Origin of the sequence: Streptomyces sp. DSM 15324, from assembly GCF_001514285.1 — a bacterium.
Taxonomy (GTDB): Bacteria; Actinomycetota; Actinomycetes; order Streptomycetales; family Streptomycetaceae; genus Streptomyces.
In genome coordinates, this window is sequence record NZ_KQ949028.1 from 33241 (window position 1) to 55274 (window position 22034).

Here is a 22034-nt window from a genome sequence, read left to right on the forward strand (position 1 = left end):
CCGTACCCCCCTGCACCCCGGCGTCCCCCATGACTCCCGGGGCTGGTGCTTCCCCGATCCCCCGCGCACCGAACTGACGGCCAACCCTGCACCGCGGTGCCTCCGCGCCGGCCCACCGGGACCTCACGTTCCCCCGTAGTCCCCGGTGGGCCTTCACGGTTACACCATGGAGAGCCCGCACTTCGCGCCGTGATACACCCCGGGCGAAAGAAATTTCCCCTGTGAGGGGAGTTCGTGGCTCAGCCGGTGAAGCCCGCCGTGATGGACGTGAACTGCCAGGTGCTCTGGCTGATGCCGGAGCAGTTGCTCACCACACCGCCGCCGGGGCAGGGCCGGTCCCGGTTGACGGCCCAGTAGGCCAGCCGGGCGATGTGGTGGGTGTTGGCCCAGTCACGGATCTGCGTCCAGACCGCCGGGGTGGTGTTCTCCTGCTGGTCGGACAGGCCGTTCATACCGGAGATGCCGACGTGGGCGTAGGCGGTGGCGTCGTCCCAGCCGAAGGTGGACTTCAGCTTGGCCTTCAGCCCCTCCGTGGCGTTGACCGTGTTGCCGTACATGTCGGAGCCGCCGCCGAAGTCGAACGGCATGATGGTGAAGACGTCGATGTCGGCGCCGATCGACCTGGCCTGCTCGATGAGACGGTTGCCGTAGTACGTCGGCCCGGTGGTCGAGGTGCCGAAGGTGACGATGGTCCGCAGCCCGGGGTTGTTCGCCTTCACGGTCTTCAGGGCGGTCAGGATCCTCGCCTGCACGGCCTCGTTCTCGAACTCGTCCGTGTTCTCGATGTCCATGTCGATCGCCTTCAGACCGTAGGCGTCGACGACCTTCTGGAGCGCGGCCGCGAGCGCGCTCGCGGAGGAGCAGTTGGCGCCGAGCTTGCTGCCCTGCCAGCCGCCGAACGACGGCACGACGTCCCCGCCCGCCGCACGGACCTGGTTGATGACGGTCTGGTCGACGCCGCCCGTCAGCGGACGGGTGCTGTCCCACAGGGGGGTGCAGCCCCCGCCGTCCAGCATGAACGCCATCGTGAACCACTTGATGCCGGTCGCGCTCATCACCGTGGACACGTTCGGCGGATCGCCCCAGCCCTCGTACAGATAGGGCGCCGCCTGCTTGAACGAGGTCCCGCCACTTCCCGCGTTCGTCGTGACGGACACCGCGTCGGACGCCCCGGAGACGTTCCCGGCGGCGTCGCGCGCCCGCACGGTGAAGGTGTAGGCCGTGCTCGGGGAGAGCCCGCCGACGGTGGCGGAGGTGCCGGAGACACTCAGCACCCGCGAGGGGCCGCTGTAGACGTCGTACGCCGTGACGCCGGTGTCGTCCGAGGAGGCGCCCCAGGAGAGCGACACGCTGGAGGAGGTCTTGCCGGTGGAGGTCAGCCCGGTCGGCGCACTGGGCGCCTGGGTGTCCTGGCCGCCGCCACCGCCGGGGCCGTCCAGGCCGATGTCGTCGGCGTAGTAGGTGCCCTGGGCGTACCAGCCGTGCACGTAGACGGTCGCACTGGTCTGTGCGGCCCCGGTGGTGAAGGCCACCGACAGCCGGCTGTACGCCGAGGGCGAGGAGGTCCAGGTGGAGGCGCCGCCGTCGACGCCGAGGTAGACGTAACTGCCCCGGACCCAACCGCTGAGCGTGTACGTGGTGTTGGGCTGAACGGGGACGGTCTGACTGCACCGGGCGGTGTCGCTGGAACTCACCGCGCCCGCGAGGGCCTTGGAGCCGCCGTGCACCGGTGAGGAGACGACCTGGCCGAGGTTGCCGGTGCAGGACCAGGGGGAGAGGGAGCCGGATTCGAGACCGGGGTTGGTGAGGACGTTCGCGGCCTCGGCGGTGCCGGGCAGCGCGATGGCCCCGGTGAGTGCGAGTGCCGCGGAGCCCAGCAGGGCGAGAACTCGGCGCCAGGGGCGTCGGTGGGGTGTGGTGCGCACGCGATCTCCCTGAAGGTATGGGGGTGTTCGGGAGTGCTGAACCGCTGAGGGTGGGTGCGCAACAAAGTTGGTATGGACCAATCCGCCTGTCAAGGTGAGAGACGGAATTGGTCCATACCGGTGAGGAAAATGCCGGGTGAGGCGCGGCGAGGGCGCGCGGGGAGGTGCAGGGAGACGCGCCGGAGGGCGTCCGTCAGAGCGGCAGGGCCTCCGCCGCGCCGGCCGGTGTCACCTCGACGGTCTCGGCCGCCACGGTGACGACGGCCTCGGCCTGCGCGGGAACGGCGGGCAGCAGCGGTTCGGCGCTGTCCTCGAACCGCTGGTGCGGCAGCGACACTGCACGCAGCGGCCGCGGCCCGGATACCACCGTGTAGTCCTGTCCGAGGAACGGCGGCACGACCTCGCCCGGGTCCTCGCCGAGCGCCAACTGCACGGCGGCCCAGGGGGCGTTGACCCCGCACAGCGACAGCTGGTGCAGTCCGCCGGCCGGACGTGTGTTGACGTCCATCAGCACCGGCTCGTCGCCGAACATGCGGAACTGGATGTTGGACAGGTAGTGCAGCCCGAAGCCCTCGGCGATGCGTCGGGCCGGCTCCAGCCACTGCTCCTGGAGGGTGAAACCGCGCCGACGGCCGTTCTTGCTGCGGCCGATGGCCATCCGCACCCGGTTGTCGGGGCCGGTGAGGCAGTCCACCGACACCTCCGGCTGCTCCAGACGGGGCATCACCAGCCAGTCCACGGCCTCGCCGGACTGCTGCAGTGCCTCGACGACCATGTCCAGCTGGACGTACGGGGTGGGGAAGCCGCTGAGGTGCACGAGCGAGAAGGGGGCGCGCGTGATCACGCGGAAGCCCACCCCGCCCGCGCCGGAGGCCGGCTTGAAGCACGCCCGGTGCCCGGCCTCCTCCAACTCCTCCACGGCGGCGACGAGTTCGTCGGCGTTGCGGGCCCGGTACCAGGGCGGAACCGGCACACCGATCGCCCGAACGGCCTCGTACGCGACGACCTTGTCCTCGAACACGGCGACGGCCTCGGGCGTGGGCGCCAGCAGGGCCGTGCCGATCGCCTCGAAGTCGGCGCGGTGCGCCACGATCGCCGCCTGCTCCAGCCGGGGCACGAACACGTCGATGCCGCGGCGCTGGCACTGGTCCAGCGCGTACTCGACGTAGGCGGCGGGGGAGAGGCCCTCGGGCTCCAGGTCGGCGGTGTCTGCGGCGGCCAGCACGGGCGAGTCCGCGTCGCCGTGCGTCGCATGGATCTCGACCGCGCGGTCGCTCGGATTTCTCCGCAGCTGATCCATGAAGAACACGTTCTCCGCGTACGTGCGGTTGAGCCAGACGCGTACGCGAGAGACCATGCGAGGCCGCCTTTCAGGGGTCGCGGGCACGGCAAAGCAGGCCCGTGCCCGGGCAGGGGGATTGGAGGGTCACCAAACCGCCCTGCTGAAGGGGCATCCATGGCGGTGGTGTTGGGGCGATCATACGGCTTCCCAGCCGTGCCGCGTGCAACGCGCGTGTTACGGATTTTCTGATCTTGTTCACTCATGTCATCCTGTCCGGTAAGGAAGTGACCAATCGGTAACCGTGGGGTGCACCTGCGTGACACGAAAGGTGCGGCCTTGTTCCGCGCCCGCGAATGTGCTGTCGTGGTGACCTTCGTGGGCGGTGGACGGGAGGACACGCGGTGACGTCGAGGGCCGGTGGTGCCGGGCAGCTGCTGGCCATCAGCGATCTGCACATCGGCTACCCCGAGAACCGCGCGCTGGTCGAGCGCATGGCGCCGGAGTCGGACGAGGACTGGCTGCTCGTGGCCGGGGACGTCTCGGAGAACGTGGCCGACATCCGCTGGGCGCTGAAGACCCTCGCCGGCCGCTTCCGCAAGGTCGTCTGGGTGCCCGGCAACCACGAGCTGTGGACCCACCCCTCCGACCCCGTCACCCTGCGCGGCGTCGCCCGCTACGAGCATCTCGTGGGCCTGTGCCGGGACTTGGGCGTCATCACCCCCGAGGATCCCTACCCGGTGTGGGAGGGCCCGGGCGGTCCCGTGGTCGTGGCCCCGCTGTTCCTGTTGTACGACTACTCCCTCCTGCCGGCCGGCTGCTCGACCAAGGAGGAGGGACTCGCGTACGCGCAGGGGACCGGCATCGTCTGCAACGACGAGTACCTGCTGCACCCCGACCCCTACCCGAGCCGCGAGGCCTGGTGCCGGGCCCGGGTCGCCGAGACCGAACGCCGACTCGCCGAACTGCCGGCCGATCTCCCGGTCGTCCCCGTCAACCACTACCCGCTGCACCACCACCCGATGGACGTGCTCTGGCACCCGGAGTTCGCCATGTGGTGCGGCACCCGGCTGACCGCCGACTGGCACCGCCGCTTCCGGGTGGCGACCATGGTCTTCGGCCATCTCCACATCCCGCGCACCACCTGGCACGAGGGCGTCCGCTTCGAGGAGGTCTCGGTGGGCTACCCGCGCGAGTGGCGGCAGCGCGCCCAGCCGCCCGGCCGGCTGCGCCGCATCCTGCCCGCACCCACCGAGGACACGATCCTGACACGGCGCCAGACGCCGGCGGAGAGCGAGGACCGGTGATCGAGGAACTGCTTCCGGAGTCCGTGGTGGCCGTCGAGGCCTTCGGGGAGGAGGGCGTCCGGGAGTTCGGGGACGCGCCGCTGTACCCCGAGGAGGAGGCGCTGGTGGCGCGCGCGGTCCCCAAGCGGCGCCGCGAGTTCACCGTCGTACGCTCCTGCGCCCGGCGCGCGATGGAGAAGCTCGGGGTGCCGCCCCAGCCGGTGCTGCCCGGCGAGCGCGGCGCGCCGCAGTGGCCGGACGGTCTCACCGGCAGCATGACCCACTGCGCGGGCTACTGCGCCGCCGCCCTGGTCCGGGCCGCCGACCTGGCCGCCCTCGGGCTGGACGCCGAGCCCCACGAGGCGCTCCCGGAGGGGGTGCTGAAGGCCGTCGCCCTGCCCGCGGAACAGGAGCGGCTCGCACGGCTGGGCGCCCTGCGGCCCGAGGTGCACTGGGACCGGCTGCTGTTCAGCGCCAAGGAATCCGTCTACAAGGCGTGGTTCCCCCTCACCCGTAAGTGGCTGGACTTCAGCGAGGCCGACATCGACGTCTCGGCCGGGACGGACGGGGAGGGGCGCGGGACCTTCCGCGCCCGGCTGCTGGTGCCCGGACCGGTGCTCGGCGGTCACCGGCTCGGGCACTTCGACGGCTCCTGGACCGTCCGCAGGGGGCTGGTGGCCACGGCGGTCGCCGTCCATCACCGCTGAAGCGCCCGGACCGCGGTCCCGTCAGGGGGCCGGGCACCAGCTCCGCAGCAGCCGGAAGAACTCCTGCTCGTTGCCCGCGAGTCCCGCCTCCGCCAGCGCCCGCTCCGCCTCCGCGAGCACGGCGGGCGGGACCACCGGGGGCAGCCGGACGGGCGGCGGGCCGAAGGCGCGGCTCCCCGCGCCGCCGAAGTCCTCGCCGCCGAAGTCCTCGCCGAAGGCGGCCCGGACGGTGTGCAGCAGTCGCAGATAGGCCTGGACGGCGGTGCGCTCGCGGTCGGTCAGAACGGCAGTGGGCATCGGTCGGCTCTCCCCGTGTCGGCGTCGTCTGCGCGCCGCCGGAGCGGCACGGACGCCGCCCTGCGACGGCGCACCCCCAGCTTGCCGCCCACCACTGACAATCCGGTCGCGCCGCCCGCCGGTTCGCCCGCTTAGCGGAGGTGAAACCTCTGCGAAAACCCCCCGGTCCAAACGCTCTCTACGCTGGGAGGAAGCGGTGCCGATCAGGGAGGAGGACGGGTGTTCGACGTCTCTGCGCGACGTCCGGCGCGCGCCGCCGGACCGCGCCCCGCGGGCGACAAAGGGCCGGCTCTGGAGTACCGGGTGGTCCACGGTCACCGGCGGGCCTTCCGCCGGGCCGGACGGGGCCCCGCGCTGGTCCTCGTCCATGGCATCGGCGACTCCTCGGCGACCTGGGCCGAGCTGATCCCGGCTCTGGCCCGCACCCACACCGTCGTCGCCCCCGACCTCCTCGGTCACGGCGCCTCCGACAAGCCGCGCGCCGACTACTCGGTCGCCGCGTACGCCAACGGGCTGCGGGACCTGCTGACCACGCTCGGCATCGAGTCGGCGACCCTGGTGGGCCACTCGCTCGGCGGGGGAGTGGCGATGCAGTTCGCCTACCAGTTCCCCGAGCGCACCGAACGGCTCGTCCTCGTCAGCGCCGGCGGAGTGGGCCGCGAGGTCATCCCCGCCCTGCGGCTGGTCTCCCTGCCCGGGGCCCCTCTCGCGCTGTCCGCGCTGCGGTTGCCCGGTATGCGGCTGCACGTCGGCCTGGCGGCCCGGCTGTTGCAGCTGCTCGACACCGATCTGGGGCAGGACGCACCCGACTTGCTCCATCTCGTCGACGCGCTGCCGGACACCACCTCGCGTGACGCCTTCATCCGCACGCTGCGGGCCGTCGTCGACTGGCGCGGGCAGGTGGTGACCATGCTCGACCGCTGCTATCTGACCGCCGGGATGCCCACCCTGCTGCTGTGGGGCGACCGGGACAGCGTGGTGCCGGTCCGGCACGCGTACCGCGCCCACGAGGCGATGCCGGGCAGCCGGCTGGAGATCTTCGAGGGCGCCGGACACTTTCCGTTCCACACCGACCCGGCCCGCTTCCTCGCCCTGGTCGAGGAGTTCACCCGCACCACCGCACCGGCCGACTGGAGCCGCGACCACTGGCGCCGGCTGCTGCGCGAGGGCCGCCCCCGGCCCCGCCCGGACCTGCCGGAGGCAACCGTGCGCGAGCTCCGGGAGGCGAGCCGTCGCAGCGCGACCTGAGGGTCGCGCGCGGAGGTCAGTTCTTCGGTCCCAGGTAGCCGAGCGAGGTCTCGATGCGGCCCGCCAGGTCGTCCCGGCCGCGGCCGCGCGGCGACGAACCGGCCAGCCAGGCACGGCACTTGCTGGCGAGGAGCAGGCCGAAGTTCTCGGCGTCCCTCTCGTCGGAGAGGTCGAAGCGGGTGCGCGCGGCGACCCTGCGGACCGTGGCCTGGAGATCGGCCCCGTCGGTGAGTAAACGGGCCGCGACCGAGGCGCCCTCGACATGGTGGCCGCAGTGGCCGGCGTTCATGTGCCACAGTTCGTGCCCGAGGATCACCAACTGGTGGTCGGGCGCGGTGCGTTCCTCGATCACGACGAGGTCCTGGTCGGCCATGTCGAGCCACAGCCCGCTCGCCGTGTCGGTCGGGAAGGCCGCCATGCGGAAGTGGACGGGCCGGCCCCGGCGACGGCTCATCCCGTCGCACAGCGCGCTGTACAGGTCGGCCGGCGCGGCGGGCGCCGGCAGGGTCAGCTCGGAGACGAGTCCGCCGCACAGACGGCGCATTTCCCTGGCGATGCCCACTGTTCTCCCCCGGATCACGACTCGGGCCGCTTCACGCTCTCCAGGAGCATGTCCAGCCACTCCGCGACCTTGTCCCGGTGCTGGTCGGTGGGCAGCTGGGCCGCCCGCCAGGCGATCCCGCGCACGCCGTGGTCCTGGAGCAGCCGCTCCAGCGGGTCCTCGGCGGCCGCGGCCGCCTCCCGCGCGGCGAGCTTCTGCAGCAGCTCCTGCTCGGTGTGCTGCAGGGCGCCCGCGAGGGCCTCGGGGTCCTCGGCGGTCAGGAAGCCGGCGTGCACCCGGAAGAACCGCTGGATCGCGTCGCAGTGCTCCATCGTGGGACGGCGGTCGCCGTTGATCAGGGCGCCCGCCTGCTGCCGTGACATGCCGGCGCCGTCGGCTATCTCCTGCTGGGTGTACTTGCGGCCGTTGGGCTTGAGCCGGGTGCGGCGCAGCAGGTCCAGGCGCTGCAGGAAGCGGGCCTGGACATCGGGCTCGCCCGCCGGGCGGCCGCTCAGCAGCGCCTTGACGACGGACTCGGGGACACCGGAGGCCACGGACAGCCGTCCGGTGTCGAAGACCTCCGCGTGCGGCACACCGAGCCGGTCGGCGGTCACGGCGACACGGGCGACGACGGCCGACAGCAGTACCGTCGCCGTGGCGCCCGGAACCTCGAAGCCATCCGACACCGACAGGTCTCCTACGTCTCTCACGTCGCTCACACCGGCACAGGCCCACCGCACAGGCGATCGCCGTGAACTGCGTGGAGAGTAGCCGGTCTTTCGAACTCACATCCAGCTCTCGCCACAACTGTGGCCAATTTCAGCCGTCCATGAGCAGGTGATGCCACGATAGTGGACACGGCGGGGGCGCCGGGGACGAGACCGGCGGACACCTGACGGATGGCGGACGGCCGTGGAGCGGGGCCTCTCACAGGTCCAGGACCAGTCTCTTGCCCGCGCACCGCGACACGCAGATCATCATCGTCTCGCCGGCCTCCCGCTCCTCTGCCGAGAGCACCGAGTCCCGGTGGTCCGGGGTGCCCTCCAGTACGTCCGTCTCACACGTGCCGCAGGTGCCCTCGGCGCAGGAGTACAGCACCTCGACGCCGGCGGCGCGCACGGTGTCCAGGACGGACACGCCGGGCGCGACGGTGAGCGTACGGCCGCTCTGCGCCAGCTCCACCTCGAACTCGGTTTCCTCGCCCGCCTGTTGCTCCTTGGGCTGGAACCGCTCGAGATGCAGCGCCCCGGCCGGGCAGCGTGCCTCCACCGCGTCCAGCAGCGGCCCGGGACCGCAGCAGTACACCAGCGTCCCCTCGGGCAGCCCGTCCAGCACCGACCCGAGGTCCAGCAGCCCGGTCTCGTCCTGCGGGGCGACGGTCACCCGGTCGCCGTAGCGCGCCAACTCCCCGGTGAACGCCATCGAGTCACGGCTGCGGCCGCCGTACAGCAGGGTCCACTCGGCGCCGGCCGCCTCGGCCGCCGCCACCATCGGCAGGACCGGGGTGATGCCGATGCCGCCCGCGATGAAACGGTAGCGGGGGGACGGACGCAGGGGGAAATGGTTGCGCGGGCCGCGCACCCGCACCTTGTCGCCCTGCCCCAACTGCTCGTGCACATGCGCGGACCCGCCCCGTCCGGCCGGCTCCCGCAGGACCGCCACCCGCCACGCCATGACGTCCGCCGGGTCGCCGCACAGCGAGTACTGGCGCTCCAGACCCGGCCCGAGGACCAGGTCGACGTGGGCGCCGGGCTCCCAGGCCGGGAGCGGCGCGCCGAGCGGGTGGCGCAGGGTGAGGGCGAGTACCCCGTCGGCGGCCGGCTCCCGCCGCTCGACGACGAGTTCGGCCTCGTACACGTCGGTCATGATGCGTTTCCTCGCGGCTCGTGTCCTTCGGGGTGGCCGAGCATCCACTCCCACATCTCGACCGGGTCCTGGGCGGAGTGCTCGGCGCCGCAGTGGCAGGTGCCGTGCAGCACATCGGTGCCCGGCAGCCAGTCGATGCGGTAGATCTCGCCGGTGGGGCTGTTGCTCACAGGGCGCTCTCCACCGGCTTGTCGCCCTCCTCGACCAGCCGGGCGAGGATCCGGCGGGCCGCCAGACCGCCGGTGTCGATGTTGATGCTCAGCTCCTGGTAGCCCGCGCGCTCCGAACCCAGCGTCCGCTGCAGGAGGTTGAGCGCGTCGACGTCCTGCATGACCACGGTGTGGTTGTTGCTCCGCAGGAACTCGGTGACCTCTTCGTCGTCCGTCGCCCAGTCCCGCGAGACCATCCAGAAGTCGTACACCTTGCCGTCGCCGGACGGTGTGATGGCGTACGTGATCTCGGTGTGGAAGCCGCCCGGGTCGCTGCCGTCGGCCTCCGGCAGCACGCCCACCGGCGCGATCCGGCTGTGCAGCAGGTACAGGCAGGGGGCGTGGTACTCGATGTCCTGCCAGCGGGTGATCCGGCCCTCGATGCCGGTGGAACGGGCGTAGAACGGCGGGCACTCGGCGTCATCCATGTGCCGGCTGACCCGGACGATGCCCGCGCCCTCGTCGACCTCGGTGGTGATCGGTGTCTCGGCGACCTCCGGGGTGCCGATGTAGCCGCCGTGCAGGTACGTCTCGTGCGAGAGGTCGAGCAGGTTGTCGACGAGCAGCCCGTAGTCGGCGTCGATGGGTTCCATGCCGCGCACGGTGGTCCAGCCGGGGGAGTCGAGGTGCCGGGCGCGCGGGATCGTCAGCGGGTCGGCCAGCGCCGGGTCGCCGATCCACACCCACACCAGCGCGTCCTGCTCGACGACCGGGTACGACGCGACCCGCGCCGTGCGCGGGATGCGCTTCTGGCCCGGCACGTACACACAGGTGCCGCTCGTGTCGTACGTGAAGCCGTGGTAGCCGCACACCACCCGGTCGCCGTCGAGGCGGCTCGGCTTCTCGTGGAGCGGGAAGCGGCGGTGCACACAGCGGTCGGCCAGCGCGACCGGGGTCCCCTCCGCCTCCGTCCGGTAGAACACGAGGGGCTCACCGAGGACGGTCCGGCCGAGCAGCTCCTCGCGGCCGACCTCGTGGCTGTAGGCGGCGACGTACCACCGGTTCCTGGCGAATGTCGTCAAGTGCGGCATGGCTGCGGCTCCCGTCGTTGGGTGGTGGCGACATCGTCGGGAAGGCCGTCAGGGGGACGCAACACGGCTTCCGCCTCACGGAAGGTTCGACGTAAAAGGCCTGTTCAGGGGGTTGATCTGGATGCGCCCCGGTGCTCGACCTCAGCGGAAGGTGCCGCCGTGTCTTCTGTTCTTCGCCTGCGGCTTGTGCCGCTGCAGTATCGATGATTTGCAACGAGTGACCTATTTGGCTTCTTTGTGGCGACTTCCTGGCTGCATACGGCTGGTACAGCGGCAGAATTTGTATACCTGCAGATCAAGGATGGTCGTTGCCGCGATGGGAGGGGGTGGGGTCGAATTCGGGTCGAATTTGCCTTTCTTTCGCCCCGTTGGGTGGATTGTTGCAGGTCAGCAGCATGATCAGACGTTATGACGCCGGGTTGCGTGAGCGGCAGCGAGGGGCGGTCACCAGCAGGCTCTTGGCCTACTTGCGGTACGCGGCCTCAACGGCTCCTGGCCTGCAGAAATTTGTGAAATTGCCGGACGGGGGGCGAAGTTGATCCGCTCCTGGTCCGGATCTTGGTGGGCGCGGGCCGCTTTCACAGCAGAGGCCTTGAGGTTCGGCGCGTCGAGACATTCTGCACAGGCAGGTCCGGCTGTCGTTCCTCGGCTGGGCGGTGCGGTCATGGGAAGCCATGGCGGCGTGCCCTTGAACATCCCCGCGTTCTCGGGAAGCGGTGGCTGTTACGCCTGAGCGCCGTCCGATAGGGGCTTGTGTCCGATGGGCGATCCGGAGGCGGCCGAGTTCGTCGGCGAGGGTGCGGTGCCGACCGGGCTTTCGGGCGGTGTTTCCGGTGAGGTGGGCCAGGCGGCTTCGCGTAGGAGGCGCAGGCCGTTGAGGCCGACGATGACCGTGGAGCCTTCGTGTCCGGCGACGCCGAGGGGCAACGGGAGGGTGCCGATCAGGTCCCAGGCGACCAGTGCGGTGATGAACACCCCGGCGACGACCAGGTTCTGCACGACCAGGCAGCGGGCCGCGTGCGACAGCCGCATGGCGGCGGGGATGGCGGCCAGTTCGTCGCGGACGACGATCGCGTCGGCGGTTTCCAGGGCGAGGTCGGAGCCGGCCCTGCCCATGGCGATGCCCGTGTGGGCGGCGGCCAGGGCGGGGGCGTCGTTGACGCCGTCCCCGACGACCAGCACCCTGCGCCCCTCGGCCTCCCACGCCCGGACGACGCTCACCTTGTCCTGGGGAAGCAGCCCGGCGTGCACCTCGGTGATGCCGACCTCGGCGGCCAGGTGCCGGGCGGCGCGCTCGTTGTCGCCGGTCAGCAACATCGGGGTGCGGCCGGTCAGGTGAGTGAGGGCGGCGACGGTGGCGACGGCGTCCGGCCGCAGCCGGTCCGCGATCCCCAGCACTCCGGCGGGCACGCCGTCGCGCAGCACGACGATCGCGGTGCGTCCGGCGCCTTCCAGTTGCCGCACTGCCTCACGGTGACTTCGGGCAGAGGCCGGGAGGAGGGAGGGGGAGCCGACCTGGACGGTGTGGCCGTCGAGTGTGGCGGTGACGCCCCGGCCGGGGGCGGATGTGAAGTTCTGGGCGGCTGTCAGGGGCAGGCCGCGTTCGCGGGCGGCGTCGACGACGGCGCGGGCCAGCGGGTGTTCGCTGGGGTGCTCGGCCGCCGCAGCGAGGCTCAGCAGGGCGTCGGCGTCCAGGCCGCTGCCGGGCAGAGGGCGGATGTCGGTGACGCGGGGGGTGCCCTGGGTCAGGGTGCCGGTCTTGTCGAGGGCGACGGCGTCGACCTCGCCGAGGCGTTCCATGACGACGGCGGACTTGGCCAGCACGCCGTGGCGGCCGGCGTTGGCGATCGCGGACAGCAGCGGCGGCATGGTGGAGAGCACCACCGCGCAGGGCGAGGCGACGATCATGAAGGTCATCGCGCGCAGCAGGGCTGCCTGGAGGTCGTCGCCGAGGGCGAGCGGGACGGCGAAGACGGCGAGGGTCGCGACGACCATGCCGATCGAGTACCGCTGCTCGATCTTCTCGATGAACAGCTGGGTGGGGGCTTTGGTCTCGGAGGCTTCCTCGACCATCCGCACGATCCGGGCGATCACCGAATCGGCCGGGTCGCGCTCGACGCGCACGCGCAGGGCGCCGGTGCCGTTGAGGGTGCCGGCGAACACGTCGTCACCTGCCTGCTTGGCCACAGGCAGCGGCTCGCCGGTGATGGTGGCCTGGTCGACCTCGCTCGCCCCGTCGAGCACCTGACCGTCGGCGCCGACCCGTTCGCCGGGACGGACCAGGATGGCGTCCCCGACGGTGAGTTGCTCGGCGGCCACGTTCTCCTCGGTACCGTCGGCGAGAAGCCGGGTCGCGGTGCCGGGGGCCAGATCGAGCAGGCCGCGCACCGAGTCCGCGGTCCGCGCGGTGGCGAGTGCCTCCAGGGCGCCGGAGGCGGCGAAGATGACGATCAGCAGCGCGCCGTCGAGGATCTGGCCGATGGCGGCGGCGCCGAGCGCCGCGACGACCATCAGTAGATCCACGTCCAGCGTCTTGTCCTTGAGAGCCTTCAGCCCTTCCCGGCCCGGCTCCCAGCCGCCGGTGACGTAGGTGGCGGCGAACAGCGTCCCCCACAGCCACCCCGGGGCGCCCAGCAGGTACAGCGGGAGGGCGAGCAGGAACGACACCAGCGCCGCGAGCGCCCAACGGGCCTCCGGGAGCAGCAGGACGCGGGTGCGGCGCCGCGGCGGCACGGCTCGCGGCCCGGCAGCGGCGGCGGCAGACGCGGGCCGCTGGTCCAGGACAGAAGACATGACAAAGCAACCCTTCGCGGGCGGACGGGGCGACGGTCTCCACCGTACAGGAACATCTGAACAGGTATTCATATGTCGTCGGTAGGATGGAGTCATGGGTCATGGGATGGACGGTGAGGGCAGGGGTGGTGCCACCCCGCGCGAGCGCCTCGACGCGGCGGGAGCCTCCGACGTCGCCGCGACCCTTCAGGCCCTGGCCACCCCCTCGCGCCTGTACATCCTGGCCCGCCTCCAGGAGGGCCCCTGTGCCGTCGGCGAGCTGGCCGAGGCCGTCGGCATGGAAGCCTCCGCCTGCTCCCACCAACTGCGCCTGCTGCGCAACCTCGGTCTGGTCTCGGGCGAGCGGCGCGGCCGCTCCATCGTCTACTCGCTGTACGACAACCACGTCGCCGAACTCCTGGAACAGGCCCTCTTCCACGTCGAGCACCTGCGACTCGGCCTGCGCGACGCCCCGGTCCGCGACGCGGAACCGGCCGCATCCCGCCTGTAGGCGGCCCAAGCCTGCGACTCTCGCCGGCTGATCCGGGTGAACTGGTCCCCGGTGCGGTGATCGTCGTCTCCATTCGGTCCTGGGTGGGGGGTCGTGCGTCTGCACCCGACGGCTTCGTATGCGGTGGCGCGTGGATCCCTCCGGCGGCTTTGAACACCCGAGGGCCCTGCTGCGTTCTTTAAGTAACTGCATATGAGTCGCAATAAGAGGCGGCCGTCCCCGTCCCGAGGCCGCGGAAAAGGAAACCAACGTGATGTCCAAGCGCACCGGCCGTCTCGCGGCGTTCGCCGCCCTGCCCGCCGCCGCCCTCCTCACCGTGGCCGGCTCGTCCCCAGTGTTCGCGGAGGAGGACACCCCGGCCTATCAGATCGACCTGGAGCAGTTGAACGACTCCGGCTCGAAGGGAACCGTGCTGCTCAGCGCGCGCGGCACGGAACTCACCGTGTGGATCAAATCCGAGGGCATGGTGCCCGGACAGCCCTCCGCGCAGCACCTGCACGGCTCCACGGAGGGGCACGACTTCGTCTGCCCGGACGACAGCGCCGACACCAACGGCGACGGCATCCTCAACAACACCGAGGCCACGGTCCACTACGGCGACATCAACATCGCGCTCACCGTCTCGGGGGACACCGACGCGGCGACCAGTGGCCTGGCGGTGGACCGGATGCCGGTGGCCGACAAGGAGGGGAAGATCTCCTACAAGCGGACCATCCCGGTCTCGCAGGACGTGATCGACCACATCAAGGACCTGCACGTCGTGCAGCACGGCATCGACCGCAACGACAACGGCAAGTACGACTTCGAGGGCGCCGGCAAGAGTGAACTCGACCCGAAGCTGCCCCAGGAGGCGACCGCTCCGACCAACTGCGGGGAGGTCACGGGTGCGGCGGTCGGGTCCGTCCCGGTCGGCGGGATCGAGACCGGTAGCGGGGCCGAGGGTGCGGGTGTTTCGCCGGTGGCGGTGATCGGGACCGCGGGCGCGGTCTCCGCCGCGGCGGTCGGCGCGCTGATCGTCGTACGCCGGCGGACCGCGTCCGGTGCCCAGGCGGTGGCGAAGACCGGGGGTGCCGCGTGAGCCTTCCCGTCTCTCGTACGCGCGCAGGAGGTCGCGCTCTGGTCGCCATCGCGACCGCGGCACTCCTACTCACTGCTTGCGCGGGCCAGGACATCGCTGCTTCGCAGTCGTCCCCGGGCCAGAGCGCACCCCTTGCCACGACCGACGCTCAGACACCGGCGACGGGCTCGGGGAGCAGCCAGACCGTCGCGGCCCTGGAGCGGTCGGTGCCGCAGCGGGTCGTCATCCCCTCCCTCGGTGTGTCGAGCACGCTGGAGACGCTCGGCCAGAACGAGAAGGGGGCCATGACGACGCCGAAGGACCCCGACCTCGCGGGCTGGTACGAACCCGGCCCCACCCCCGGCTCGGAGGGTCCGGCCGTGATCGCCGGACACGTGACCTGGAACGGCGCCGACGCCGTCTTCAAGAAGCTGAAGACGATCAAGACCGGGGCCACCGTCGAGGTGGAGCGCGAGGACGGCAAGATCGCCACCTTCACGGTGGACCGCGTCGAGGAGTACCCGAAGGCGACCTTCCCCACCCTTGAGGTGTACAAGAACCTCGACTACGCCGGGCTGCGCCTGGTCACCTGCGGCGGCGAGTTCGACGCGGACCAGCACTACTACCCCAACAACGTGGTGGTGTTCGCCAGCATGACGAGCGTCGCCTAGGCGGCCGACACGTTCAGCACGGGCGGGGGCCGATCCGGGCCGCCACCCACGGGATGCTGCGGCCGGTGACCGCCGCCAACTCCCGCAGGGTGGCGCCCTCGGCGGCCCGCTCGCGCAGCCACACCGTGATGTCCTGGGCGCCGACGCGCTCGGCGGCGGCACGGTCGTTGAGCAGGACGCGCGAGCGGCGCCCGGCGGCAGAGTTCTGTCCGGTCGGGCGGATCCCGATGCCGTACTCGGTCAGAAGCCGTCGCAGTCTGCCCTTGCCGACGGCGAGGACGCGTGCCGTGTCCTCGATGCTGTGCTGCCGGTCGACGTACACGGTCTGTAGTGCCTGCCCCAGGTCAGAGAAGCCCCCGGCGCGCAGCGCGGCGGTCGTACGGTCGTCCGCGGCCCGGGACTGGGTGCGGCGCCCGGCGCCCAGGCTCTCCCGGCGGACTTGCCGCAGCTCCTCGGGATCCGCCTGCGCGCGAGCGGAGTTCCGGCGCCTGCGGGTCAGTTCACCGGAGCGCGCCATCGTCCGCCCTGCCGCGAAGCGGGCCTGCGCCTCCTCCGAGGCCCGGTACCCGGCGCGGCGGGTACGGGACTGCTCCCGGGCGAAGGACCGCGCGCTCAGCGCCCGGGCCCGCAACAGACCGAACTCCCGCCGGTACTCCGCCGCGGTCATCCCGTGCACCCGTACATGCGCCCCGAGCGAGCGGAAGGCCCGCCCGCACACATGGCAGATCACTGTGTCCGTGGCCTCGTCCCGGATGAGGCGACCGTAGTCGGGATGCCGGTCCCTGTGCTCGCCGTGCTCGCGCTCCGGCGGGCGGCGGCGGAGCTCGGCGGTGCGCAAGGCGGGGCTCCGGTGGCTACAGGGGTTGAGGTGCCAGGGAACGTGCCGGATGGCGAGGGCCGAGGAAGACGACGATGCCCTTGCCGTCGGGGGAGGGGTGGGTCGCCTGGGTCCAGCCCTGGCGGCGGTAGAAGGACATCGCCCGGCCCGACTGGACGGAGGTGAGCAGCCAGGAGCGGCCGTCGGGGGCGTCCTCGGTGACGGCTGCGAGGAGTTCGGCGGCCAAGCCGGTGCCCCGGGCGTCCGGGCGCACGGCCAGCTCGTCGATCTCGCGGGCCCCGCACAGCCACTCCACCGTGCGGTCGAGGCCGAGGCCGACGGCGGCCTGGGGGTAGCAGCGGTCGGTGGGGAAAGGAGCCAGGGTGGTCCAGGCGGTGGCAAAGCCGATGAGGTCGTCCGGGCCGGCGAAGGCGAGGGCGGCGGTGAAGCCGGGACGCCGTACGTTCACCGGGAGCCGTCCGACGAACTCGACGGCCTTCTCCTCGTCCTCGTTCCAGGGCGGGGCGCAGAAGGCGTCGACGTAGACGGAGTGCAGGGCGGCGGTGTGGGTGAGGAGTGCGGCGTCCTTGACGATCCGGATGGTCATCAGGCGGCCACCGCCCGGGCCGTCGTCACGGGGTGCAGGGCGGCGTACTCCAACGGCGCCGACGGGTCGATCGACACGTCCAGCGGGGCGGGTTCGGCTCCCGCGCGGACTAGGAGGTCGCCGACTGCGGCGATCATCGCGCCGTTGTCCGTGCACAACTTCAGCGGCGGTACGCGCAGTTCGAGCCCGGCGGCCCGACAGCGCTCCTCCGCCAGCGACCGCACGCGGGAGTTGGCGGCGACCCCGCCGACTACGACGAGCGTGCCGACGCCGTGCTCGACGCAGGCGGCCACCGCCTTACGGGTCAGTACGTCGGCGACGGCCTCCTGGAGGGAGGCGGCCCCGTCGGCGACCGGCAGCTCGCGGCCCGCATGGCCTTCCGCCCAGCGGGCCGCGGCCGTCTTCAGTCCCGAGAAGGAGAAGTCGTACGACCCCGGCAGCGGGCGCGGGAACGGGACAGCGCGCGGATCCCCCACGCGCGCCGCCCGGTCGATAGCCGGACCACCCGGGTACGGCAGCCCGAAGACCCGCGCGACCTTGTCGAAGCACTCCCCGGCGGCGTCGTCGAGGGTGTCGCCGAGGTGCAGGATCGGATCGCGGGCGAGGTCGCGGACGAGGAGGAGGGAGGTGTGGCCGCCGGAGACGATCAGCACCATGCAGGGGTCGGGGAGCGGGCCGTGTTCGAGGGTGTCGGCGGCGACATGGCCGGCGAGGTGGTGGACGCCGTACAGCGGGACGCCGAGCGCGTACGCGATGCCCTTCGCGCCGGCCAGGCCCACCTGGAGCGCGCCCGAGAGGCCCGGTCCGGTGGTGACGGCGACGGCGCCGATGTCGGACAGCCGCAGCCCCGACTCGTCCAGCGCCCGCTCGACCACCGGGCGCAAGGCGTGCACATGCGCCCGGGCGGCGATCTCCGGCACGACCCCGCCGTAACGGGCGTGCTCGTCCATGCTCGACGCCACCGCGTGGCCGAGCAGCCGGCCGTCCCGGACGAGCCCCGCACCGGTCTCGTCGCAGGACGACTCGATGCCGAGCACGATCGGAGATCCCATCCCCACCCCTTCCTGCGCTGCACAAGCTATTGCGAGTAGTGTGCAATAAGAAGGCTGGGATGTGTACCCGGACACGTGATTGCAGGTCATCGCCCAGTAGAGTGCGCCCCTGTTGCCCCCGAATCCCGAGGTACCGAGCAGTGACCCCCGTCCGACCAGGACCGCCCCCTGCCGTCACCGTCGTCGGGATCGGAGCCGACGGGTGGGACGGCGTCCCCGATGCCTCCCGGGCCGTCCTGCGTGACGCGGACGTCCTGATCGGAGGCCCGCGCCAGCTGGATCTGCTGCCGTCGGAGTGTCCCGGCGAGCGGATCACCTGGCCCTCGCCCCTGCGTCCCGCCATCCCCGGCCTGCTTGCCGCGCATGCCGGTCGTCGGATCGCCGTACTGGCGAGTGGGGACCCGATGTTCTACGGCATCGGACGCGTCCTCGCCGAGGAGACCACGGCCCTGCGCGTCCTGCCGCATCCCTCCTCCGTCTCCTACGCCGCCGCCCGTCTCGGCTTGCCGCTGGAGGAGGCCGAGGTCGTCACGCTCGTCGGTCGGCCCGCCGCCCGTCTCGCCGCAGCCCTGCACGACGGCCGACGGCTCCTCGTGCTGAGCGCGGATGCCACCACCCCCGGCGAGGTCGCCGCGCTGCTTCGGGACCGGGGCTTCGGGCCGAGCCGGATGCGCGTCCTGGAACAACTCGGTGGCGCGAAGGAACGTACAACTGCCGAAACCGACGCCTACAGTTGGCGGCTCCCGCCCGGCGATTCACTCAACATCGTCGCCGTCGAGTGCCGCCGCGCCCCGGACACCCTGCGGCTCGGCGCAGTGCCCGGCCTCCCGGACGAGGCGTACGAGCACGACGGGCAGCTCACCAAGCGACATGTCCGCGCCGCTACGCTTGGCGCCCTCGCGCCCGCTCCCGGCGAACTGCTGTGGGACATCGGCGGCGGCTCGGGCTCGATCGCGATCGAGTGGATGCGCACCCACCCCTCCTGCCGGGCGGTCACCGTCGAGCGGGACCCGGTGCGCGCCGAGCGCATCACCCGCAACGCCGACCGGCTCGGCGTGCCCGGCCTGCGGGTCGTCATCGGCGCCGCGCCCGCCGTCCTCACCGAACTCCCGCCGCCCGACGCCGTGTTCGTCGGCGGCGGGCTCACCGCGCCCGGACTCCTCGACGCCTGCTGGGAGGCGCTGCCCGTCGGCGGGCGGCTGGTCGCCAACACCGTGACACTGGAATCCGAGGCGCTCCTCGCCGACGCCTACCGGCGCCACGGTGGCGAGTTGGTGCGGCTGGCGGTGGCGCACGCCGTGCCCGTGGGCGGCTTCACGGGGTGGCGGCAGGCGATGCCGGTGACCCAGTGGGCCGTGGAGAAGACCCTCAACACCCTCCCAGGAGACGACAGATGACCGTGTACTTCATCGGTGCCGGACCCGGTGCCGCCGACCTGATCACGGTGCGCGGCGCCCGCACGCTCGCCGCCTGCCGGGTCTGCCTGTACGCGGGCAGCCTGGTCCCGCGCGAGCTGCTCACCGAATGCCCGCCGGACGCACGTCTGGTGGACACGGCCCAGCTCAACCTGGACGAGATCACCGCCGAGTTGATCCGCGCACACGAGGAGGGGCACGACGTGGCGCGGCTGCACTCCGGGGACCCGTCCGTGTTCAGCGCGGTCGCCGAGCAGATGCGGCGGCTGGACGCGGCCGGGGTGCCGTACGAGGTCGTCCCCGGGGTGCCCGCCTTCGCCGCCGCGGCAGCTTCCCTCAAGCGGGAGCTGACCGTGCCCACCGTGGGCCAGACCGTCATCCTCACCCGCGTCGCCAACCGCGCCACCGCCATGCCGGAGGGCGAGGACCTGGCCACCCTCGGCCGCAGCGGCGCACTGATCGTGCTGCACCTGGCCGCCAAGTATGTGGACCGCGTGGTCGGCGAACTCCTCCCCCACTACGGCGCCGACTGTCCCGCCGCGGTCGTCGCGTACGCCTCCCGCCCGGACGAGCTGATCATCCGGGGCACGCTTGACGAGATCGCCGGGAAGGTGAAGGAGGCGGGTGTGCTGCGCACGGCCGTGATCATGGTCGGGCGGACGTTGGGGGCGGAGCAGTTCGGGGACAGTCACCTGTACTCGCCGGAGCGGGAGCGGCATGTCCGCTGACCTGTGGTTCACCGTCGGTTGAGCGGCGCAGGCGGTCAGGCCACCGGGCTGCGCCCCACCACCGTCCCCGCCCGGTCGATGCAGATCACGTCCACGGCGACGGGCGCGCCGCGCAGCACGGCCAGCGCCTCGTCGCGGGCCGCCGTCGCCACCAGGTCACCCAGCGGTACCCCGGCCGCCATGCACAGCTGGAGCGCTGCGAGGCCGGTGTTGGCCTCAGTCACCTCGGCGGCGAGCGCCTCGCCCGCGCCGCCGCGCTGGGCCAGCTCGGCGAGGAAGCCCTTGTCGACCTGGGAGCGGGCGGAGTGCAGGTCGAGGTGGCCGGCGGCCAGCTTGGAGAGTTTCGCGAAGCCGCCGCAGATCGTCAGGCGGTCGACGGGGTGGCGGCGGAGGTACTTCAGTACGGCGCCCGCGAAGTCGCCCATGTCGAGCAGGGCGTCCTCGGGCAGCGCGTACTCGGCGACGACCGTCTTCTCCGACGTCGACCCGGTGCACCCGGCGACATGCGTACGGCCCGCAGCCCGCGCCACGTCCACGCCCCGCCGGATGGAGTCGATCCAGGCCGAGCAGGAGTACGGGACGACGATCCCGGTCGTGCCGAGGATGGACAGGCCACCGAGGATGCCGAGGCGCGGGTTCCAGGTCGAGCGGGCGATCTCCTCGCCGTGGTCGACGGAGACGGTGATCTCCACGTCACCCGTGCCGCCGTACGAACCGGCCACCTCGGCGACGTGGTCGCGCATCATCTGGCGGGGGACGGGATTGACGGCCGGCTCGCCGACGGGGAGGGGCAGGCCGGGACGGGTGATCGTGCCCACGCCCGGGCCGGCCTTGAAGACGACCCCGGTTCCGATCGGCAGCCGCCGTACCGTGGCCCGGATCAGTGCCCCGTGGGTGACGTCCGGGTCGTCGCCCGCGTCCTTCACGATCCCCGCCATGGCGTATGTGTCCGTGAGTTCCTCGGTCGCGAGCGCGAAGGACGGTGTCTGGCCCTTGGGCAGCGTGATCGTCACCGGGTCGGGAAAGGCGCCGGTCAGCAGGGCGGTGTACGCGGCCGTCGTGGCCGCCGTCGCGCAGGCGCCGGTGGTCCAGCCGGGCCGCAGACCCGTGTGCTTGAGTTGGGCCGCGCGGCCGCCCTTCGCCTCACTGTCGCTCATGAACGGACCCTGACTCCCATGCACGTACTGATCCTCGGCGGCACCACGGAGGCCCGCCGCCTCGCCGAACTGCTGCACGGCACCCCCGGCCTGCGGCTGACCAGCTCCCTCGCCGGGCGGGTGACCAGTCCGCGGCTGCCGCCGGGCGAGGTCCGCGTCGGCGGGTTCGGTGGGGCCGAGGGGCTGACGGCGTGGCTGCGCGAGCACGCGGTCGACGCGCTCATCGACGCCACCCACCCCTTCGCCGGGACGATCAGTTTCCACGCGGCGAGGGCTGCCGCCACAGCCCATGTTCCCCTGCTCGCCCTGCGCCGCCTCGGCTGGGTCCCCGTCGAGGGCGACCGCTGGCACGAGGCCGGCTCCCTGAGAGAGGCGGCCGGGCTGCTGCCTGGGCTCGGGCGACGGATTTTCCTCACCACGGGTCGGCTGGGCCTGGAAGCGTTCGCGGACCTGGACGATCTGTGGTTCTTGGTGCGGTCCGTCGACGCCCCCGAGCCCCCGCACCCACCCCGCATGGAGGTGCTGCTCGACCGCGGCCCCTTCACCCTCGACGGCGAGCGGGGACTGCTGCGCCGCCACCGCGTCGACGTCGTCGTGACGAAGGACAGCGGGGGAGCGGCCACCGCCCCGAAGCTCACGGCCGCGCGGGAGGCCGGGGTGCCGGTGGTCGTCGTACGGCGGCCTCCGGTCCCGGAAGGGGTGCCCGAGGCCGTTGATCCGCAGGAGGCGGCCCGCTGGCTCGGCGAGCACCTCGGCCGACACCTCGACCAGCGCGTTTTCCGCGCCACTGACTGAACCCTGACCTGGGCTTTACCGCACTCTTCTTGTAGTTGCAATCTATGTGCAGAAAGCTGGAAG

General features: G+C 72.0%; 22 protein-coding genes. 9 read left to right on the forward strand and 13 right to left on the reverse strand.

The window, feature by feature from the left end; all coding sequences use genetic code 11:
• Positions 1-239 precede the first annotated feature (239 nt).
• Both AQJ58_RS19730 and AQJ58_RS19735 read right to left on the reverse strand, forming a co-directional pair.
• Positions 240-1925 (reverse strand): carbohydrate binding domain-containing protein, encoded by a 1686-nt coding sequence (locus tag AQJ58_RS19730; RefSeq protein WP_067251928.1) that lies wholly within the window; start codon positions 1923-1925, stop codon positions 240-242.
• Positions 1926-2118: 193 nt separating this feature from the next.
• Positions 2119-3282 (reverse strand): ATP-grasp domain-containing protein, encoded by a 1164-nt coding sequence (locus AQJ58_RS19735; RefSeq protein ID WP_067251930.1) that lies wholly within the window; start codon positions 3280-3282, stop codon positions 2119-2121.
• A 326-nt stretch (positions 3283-3608) separates the two neighbouring features.
• Here AQJ58_RS19735 and AQJ58_RS19740 point away from each other — a divergent pair, with 326 nt between their 5' ends.
• Together AQJ58_RS19740 and AQJ58_RS19745 are read left to right on the forward strand one after the other, a co-directional pair.
• Positions 3609-4511, forward strand: coding sequence for a metallophosphoesterase family protein (locus AQJ58_RS19740; RefSeq protein WP_067251931.1), 903 nt, complete (start codon positions 3609-3611; stop codon positions 4509-4511).
• A complete protein-coding gene (locus tag AQJ58_RS19745; protein ID WP_067251933.1) occupies positions 4508-5197 on the forward strand; it encodes a 4'-phosphopantetheinyl transferase family protein in 690 nt (229 codons plus the stop codon). Before AQJ58_RS19740 ends, AQJ58_RS19745 begins: the two co-directional genes overlap by 4 nt.
• Positions 5198-5218: 21 nt before the next feature.
• Here the strand turns inward: AQJ58_RS19745 and AQJ58_RS19750 are convergent, their stop codons facing one another.
• Complete coding sequence (locus AQJ58_RS19750; RefSeq protein WP_067251934.1) at positions 5219-5494, reverse strand: hypothetical protein; 276 nt, start codon at positions 5492-5494, stop codon at positions 5219-5221.
• A gap of 219 nt (positions 5495-5713) precedes the next feature.
• Between AQJ58_RS19750 and AQJ58_RS19755 the strand changes: the two genes are divergently transcribed.
• A complete protein-coding gene (locus AQJ58_RS19755) occupies positions 5714-6742 on the forward strand; it encodes an alpha/beta fold hydrolase (RefSeq protein ID WP_067251936.1) in 1029 nt (342 codons plus the stop codon).
• A 16-nt stretch (positions 6743-6758) separates the two neighbouring features.
• Here the strand turns inward: AQJ58_RS19755 and AQJ58_RS19760 are convergent, their stop codons facing one another.
• The 6 genes from AQJ58_RS19760 to AQJ58_RS19780 all read right to left on the reverse strand — a co-directional run bounded on the left by AQJ58_RS19760 (position 6759) and on the right by AQJ58_RS19780 (position 13182).
• The gene (locus AQJ58_RS19760; protein WP_067251938.1) at positions 6759-7286 is read right to left on the reverse strand and encodes a toxin-antitoxin system, toxin component; all 528 of its coding nucleotides are present in this window, start codon (positions 7284-7286) and stop codon (positions 6759-6761) included.
• A gap of 32 nt (positions 7287-7318) precedes the next feature.
• On the reverse strand, positions 7319-7969 hold the full coding sequence (locus AQJ58_RS19765; protein WP_067251940.1) for a helix-turn-helix domain-containing protein: 651 nt from the start codon (positions 7967-7969) through the stop codon (positions 7319-7321).
• A 241-nt stretch (positions 7970-8210) separates the two neighbouring features.
• Positions 8211-9149, reverse strand: a complete 939-nt coding sequence (locus tag AQJ58_RS19770; protein ID WP_067251941.1) for a PDR/VanB family oxidoreductase — start codon at positions 9147-9149, stop codon at positions 8211-8213.
• Positions 9146-9319, reverse strand: coding sequence for a hypothetical protein (locus tag AQJ58_RS43850; protein ID WP_199844625.1), 174 nt, complete (start codon positions 9317-9319; stop codon positions 9146-9148). The genes AQJ58_RS19770 and AQJ58_RS43850 overlap by 4 nt, the downstream gene beginning before the upstream one ends.
• Positions 9316-10389, reverse strand: coding sequence for an aromatic ring-hydroxylating oxygenase subunit alpha (locus tag AQJ58_RS19775; protein ID WP_067251943.1), 1074 nt, complete (start codon positions 10387-10389; stop codon positions 9316-9318). The genes AQJ58_RS43850 and AQJ58_RS19775 overlap by 4 nt, the downstream gene beginning before the upstream one ends.
• A 723-nt stretch (positions 10390-11112) precedes the next feature.
• Positions 11113-13182 (reverse strand): heavy metal translocating P-type ATPase, encoded by a 2070-nt coding sequence (locus tag AQJ58_RS19780; protein WP_079079052.1) that lies wholly within the window; start codon positions 13180-13182, stop codon positions 11113-11115.
• A gap of 94 nt (positions 13183-13276) precedes the next feature.
• On the opposite strand from AQJ58_RS19780, the gene AQJ58_RS19785 reads away from it, so the two are divergent.
• The 3 genes from AQJ58_RS19785 (at position 13277) to AQJ58_RS19795 (ending at position 15400) form a co-directional block, all read left to right on the forward strand.
• Positions 13277-13672, forward strand: a complete 396-nt coding sequence (locus AQJ58_RS19785) for an ArsR/SmtB family transcription factor (protein ID WP_067251945.1) — start codon at positions 13277-13279, stop codon at positions 13670-13672.
• A gap of 250 nt (positions 13673-13922) precedes the next feature.
• Entirely contained in the window at positions 13923-14750 is an 828-nt protein-coding gene (locus AQJ58_RS19790) for a hypothetical protein (RefSeq protein ID WP_067251947.1), read from the forward strand.
• Positions 14747-15400, forward strand: coding sequence for a class F sortase (locus AQJ58_RS19795; protein ID WP_067251949.1), 654 nt, complete (start codon positions 14747-14749; stop codon positions 15398-15400). Before AQJ58_RS19790 ends, AQJ58_RS19795 begins: the two co-directional genes overlap by 4 nt.
• A gap of 13 nt (positions 15401-15413) precedes the next feature.
• Here the strand turns inward: AQJ58_RS19795 and AQJ58_RS19800 are convergent, their stop codons facing one another.
• From AQJ58_RS19800 to tsaD, 3 genes are read right to left on the reverse strand one after another with little or no spacing between them, the layout of a single operon-like run.
• Positions 15414-16238 carry a MucR family transcriptional regulator gene (locus AQJ58_RS19800; protein WP_067251950.1) on the reverse strand — a complete coding sequence of 275 codons (825 nt, stop codon included), beginning with the start codon at positions 16236-16238 and terminating at the stop codon, positions 15414-15416.
• 16 nt (positions 16239-16254) lie between these two features.
• Positions 16255-16824 carry a GNAT family N-acetyltransferase gene (locus AQJ58_RS19805; RefSeq protein WP_067251952.1) on the reverse strand — a complete coding sequence of 190 codons (570 nt, stop codon included), beginning with the start codon at positions 16822-16824 and terminating at the stop codon, positions 16255-16257.
• Positions 16824-17876, reverse strand: a complete 1053-nt coding sequence (gene tsaD, locus AQJ58_RS19810) for a tRNA (adenosine(37)-N6)-threonylcarbamoyltransferase complex transferase subunit TsaD (RefSeq protein WP_067251954.1) — start codon at positions 17874-17876, stop codon at positions 16824-16826. Before tsaD ends, AQJ58_RS19805 begins: the two co-directional genes overlap by 1 nt.
• Before the next feature lie 140 nt (positions 17877-18016).
• Between tsaD and AQJ58_RS19815 the strand changes: the two genes are divergently transcribed.
• Both AQJ58_RS19815 and cobM read left to right on the forward strand, forming a co-directional pair.
• The gene (locus AQJ58_RS19815; RefSeq protein WP_067251955.1) at positions 18017-19273 is read left to right on the forward strand and encodes a bifunctional cobalt-precorrin-7 (C(5))-methyltransferase/cobalt-precorrin-6B (C(15))-methyltransferase; all 1257 of its coding nucleotides are present in this window, start codon (positions 18017-18019) and stop codon (positions 19271-19273) included.
• Positions 19270-20019 (forward strand): precorrin-4 C(11)-methyltransferase, encoded by a 750-nt coding sequence (gene cobM, locus AQJ58_RS19820; RefSeq protein ID WP_067251957.1) that lies wholly within the window; start codon positions 19270-19272, stop codon positions 20017-20019. The genes AQJ58_RS19815 and cobM overlap by 4 nt, the downstream gene beginning before the upstream one ends.
• 35 nt (positions 20020-20054) lie before the next feature.
• Here the strand turns inward: cobM and AQJ58_RS19825 are convergent, their stop codons facing one another.
• On the reverse strand, positions 20055-21176 hold the full coding sequence (locus tag AQJ58_RS19825; protein ID WP_067252554.1) for a cobalt-precorrin-5B (C(1))-methyltransferase: 1122 nt from the start codon (positions 21174-21176) through the stop codon (positions 20055-20057).
• Positions 21177-21194: 18 nt separating this feature from the next.
• On the opposite strand from AQJ58_RS19825, the gene AQJ58_RS19830 reads away from it, so the two are divergent.
• Positions 21195-21971 (forward strand): cobalt-precorrin-6A reductase, encoded by a 777-nt coding sequence (locus AQJ58_RS19830; RefSeq protein ID WP_067251958.1) that lies wholly within the window; start codon positions 21195-21197, stop codon positions 21969-21971.
• Positions 21972-22034 lie beyond the last annotated feature (63 nt).

What these genes read in the sequence shown, in the direction of transcription:
- AQJ58_RS19830 (WP_067251958.1), top strand. Translation starts at nt 21,195, where the DNA reads ATGCACGTACTGATCCTCGGCGGCACCACGGAGGCCCGCCGCCTCGCC.
- AQJ58_RS19770 (WP_067251941.1), bottom strand. Translation starts at nt 9,149, where the DNA reads ATGACCGACGTGTACGAGGCCGAACTCGTCGTCGAGCGGCGGGAGCCG.
- cobM (WP_067251957.1), top strand. Translation starts at nt 19,270, where the DNA reads ATGACCGTGTACTTCATCGGTGCCGGACCCGGTGCCGCCGACCTGATC.
- AQJ58_RS19750 (WP_067251934.1), bottom strand. Translation starts at nt 5,494, where the DNA reads ATGCCCACTGCCGTTCTGACCGACCGCGAGCGCACCGCCGTCCAGGCC.
- AQJ58_RS19785 (WP_067251945.1), top strand. Translation starts at nt 13,277, where the DNA reads ATGGGTCATGGGATGGACGGTGAGGGCAGGGGTGGTGCCACCCCGCGC.
- AQJ58_RS19780 (WP_079079052.1), bottom strand. Translation starts at nt 13,182, where the DNA reads ATGTCTTCTGTCCTGGACCAGCGGCCCGCGTCTGCCGCCGCCGCTGCC.
- tsaD (WP_067251954.1), bottom strand. Translation starts at nt 17,876, where the DNA reads ATGGGATCTCCGATCGTGCTCGGCATCGAGTCGTCCTGCGACGAGACC.
- AQJ58_RS19775 (WP_067251943.1), bottom strand. Translation starts at nt 10,389, where the DNA reads ATGCCGCACTTGACGACATTCGCCAGGAACCGGTGGTACGTCGCCGCC.
- AQJ58_RS19760 (WP_067251938.1), bottom strand. Translation starts at nt 7,286, where the DNA reads ATGCGCCGTCTGTGCGGCGGACTCGTCTCCGAGCTGACCCTGCCGGCG.
- AQJ58_RS19805 (WP_067251952.1), bottom strand. Translation starts at nt 16,824, where the DNA reads ATGACCATCCGGATCGTCAAGGACGCCGCACTCCTCACCCACACCGCC.
- AQJ58_RS19825 (WP_067252554.1), bottom strand. Translation starts at nt 21,176, where the DNA reads ATGAGCGACAGTGAGGCGAAGGGCGGCCGCGCGGCCCAACTCAAGCAC.
- AQJ58_RS19735 (WP_067251930.1), bottom strand. Translation starts at nt 3,282, where the DNA reads ATGGTCTCTCGCGTACGCGTCTGGCTCAACCGCACGTACGCGGAGAAC.